At 53.0% G+C, this 2223-nt stretch carries 3 protein-coding genes; 2 read left to right on the plus strand and 1 reads right to left on the minus strand.

Going from position 1 to position 2223, the window contains the following annotated elements; genetic code table 11:
* Nucleotides 1-558, minus strand: a 558-nt coding sequence (locus tag QWY30_RS15780; protein WP_435433422.1) for a sodium:solute symporter family transporter, incomplete at its 3' end; no start/stop codon positions are given.
* Between the two features lie 125 nt (nt 559-683).
* Between QWY30_RS15780 and QWY30_RS15785 the strand changes: the two genes are divergently transcribed.
* Nucleotides 684-1244 carry a cytochrome b gene (locus QWY30_RS15785; RefSeq protein WP_290242635.1) on the plus strand — a complete coding sequence of 187 codons (561 nt, stop codon included), beginning with the start codon at nt 684-686 and terminating at the stop codon, nt 1242-1244.
* A gap of 270 nt (nt 1245-1514) precedes the next feature.
* Nucleotides 1515-2216, plus strand: a complete 702-nt coding sequence (locus QWY30_RS15790; protein WP_290242637.1) for a TerC family protein — start codon at nt 1515-1517, stop codon at nt 2214-2216.
* Nucleotides 2217-2223 lie beyond the last annotated feature (7 nt).

A 2223-nucleotide genomic window follows, 5' to 3' on the forward strand; every position in this document is an offset into this window, starting at 1 on the left:
GATAATGATGACAATCATCTGGACAAAAGTCGTGAGTGCCACAGACCACATACCACCAAACATTGTGTAAAGCACCACGACGGCAGCGCCAATCAACATACCCTGCGTCATGGAAATCACGTCCATGGAGAGCACGTTGAACACCAGGCCGAGCGCAGTGATTTGCGCCGAAACCCAACCGAGGTATGACACTACGATGCAGATCGATAACAGTAATTCCGTTTGCCGGTTGTAACGAATCCTGAAATAGTCGCCCAGCGTCAGGATATTCATGCGATAAAGCGGACGCGCAAAAATCAGTCCGAACAACACCAGACAGAGCGAAGCGCCAAGTGGATCTGAAATCAAGCCTCTGAAGCCCTCTTTCAGAAAGGTCGCGGAAATTCCCAATACGGTTTCCGCACCAAACCAAGTCGCGAACACCATCGCTAAAACGATGGCCATCGGCAGATTGCGACCAGCCGTAACGTAGTCTCTGGCGTTATGCACCTTGGAGGCACCATACAGTCCAATCGCAACAGAGATGGCGCGATAAGCAATAACCAGCCAGAGCAACATATGCAAAGTCCCTATTCGGCACGCGGTCTTGTGGAAAATTAATCGCTCGGATTATAGACAAGCGGTGCATAATTTCGTGAAATCATCACAAAGCATTGCGTCCCGTCCATCTTCAGGAGATGTCCATGCCTCAAACCTACACTCGTACACAGCGCTTGCTGCACTGGCTTACCGCGGTTTTCATCGCAGCACTCGTCGTGCTGGGTCTGTGGATGAAGGAACGGTCGGGTGCCAATATCTGGGATGCACTCACAAACACCTTGTATGCCTGGCACAAACTGATCGGTTTTCTTGTGCTCTTGCTCACCGCCCTGCGAGTGATCGTTAAATTACGCTCGACCCGTCCTCCCTATCCCCCGAGCGTTCCTCCCTCGACCATCAAGCTCGCCGCAGCCGTCCATGGCGTGCTCTATTTATTGTTGTTGGCAGTTCCCCTGCTCGGCTGGGCGGGCGTCACCGCCTACCCCGCCTTGATTACCGTTGGCGGCTACAACCTGCCCGCTATGCCCGGCATTCCACAAGATCAGGCACTCGCAAAACAATTGTTCGAAATTCATGGCAATCTGGCACTCTTACTCGCAGTGCTTGCGCTCGGACATCTCACAGCGGCGCTTTACCACTTAGTGATCAAAAAGGATGGCGTCTTTCAGCGTATGTGGTGTCAGCGCGGAAATCCTAAGGGTTAACGTATTAGGGGAAACCCCTTAAGAAGGCTTCTCCGGGAAGTCCATACGCGCGCTGGGGAGCAAACTTTGGTACATTGTGCGCTCGATGGGGAGTAGCTCTGGTCCAGCTGAACAGATTCAACCACAACCTGTTCATTAGACCTTCGACAAGTCGTCATGCACGAAGCTAAATATCATGTCTGGCTTCCGGTTTGTCGGGCAGAGAGACACTATGTGACTCGCTGAGCAAGACCGTCGCTCCATTTTCACATCAAAGGCATTTTAAAAATTATGGAACTTTTCTCCGCTCCCTGGTGGTCAGCATTATTGGCCATCATTATCATCGATCTGGTTCTCGCTGGCGATAACGCTATCGTGATCGCTCTTGCCGCGCGCAAGCTCCCACCCAACCTCCAGAAAAAAGCAATCATCTGGGGTACCGTCGGTGCGATCGCAGTCCGCTCTGCGATGACTCTCGTCGTTGTCTGGCTGCTCAAAATCCCCGGACTCATGCTGATTGGTGGCCTGGGACTGGTGTGGATCGCCTACAAGCTGCTTGCAGACACCGGTGACGAAGGTGGCCATGATGACGTGCAGGTCAATGGTTTCTGGGGTGCGATGAAGACCATCATCATTGCTGACGCTTTGATGGGAATTGACAACGTGTTGGGCGTCGCGGGCGCCGCTCAGGGTTCGTTTGATCTGGTCGTGATCGGCCTGCTGATCAGTATCCCGATCGTGGTGCTCGGCAGCACAGTGGTACTCAAGATCGTTGAGCGCTTCCCGATTGTCATCAACCTGGGTGCGGCTGTTCTGGCATTCACCGCAGGCAAGATGATCGTCAACGAGCAACTCCTCAGCGACATTTTCAAGGCTGGTAACAGCACCTCCACCATTCTGTATTGGGGTGTGATTATTATCGCCATCGTGGGCGTCCTGCTGGTTGGCAACGCAAAAGCCAAGAAAGCCAAAGCCGCCGCCGAAGCACACTAAAAGTCAC

The sequence above is a fragment of the Zwartia panacis genome, from assembly GCF_030410395.1.
Classification (GTDB): domain Bacteria; phylum Pseudomonadota; class Gammaproteobacteria; order Burkholderiales; family Burkholderiaceae_B; genus Zwartia; species Zwartia panacis.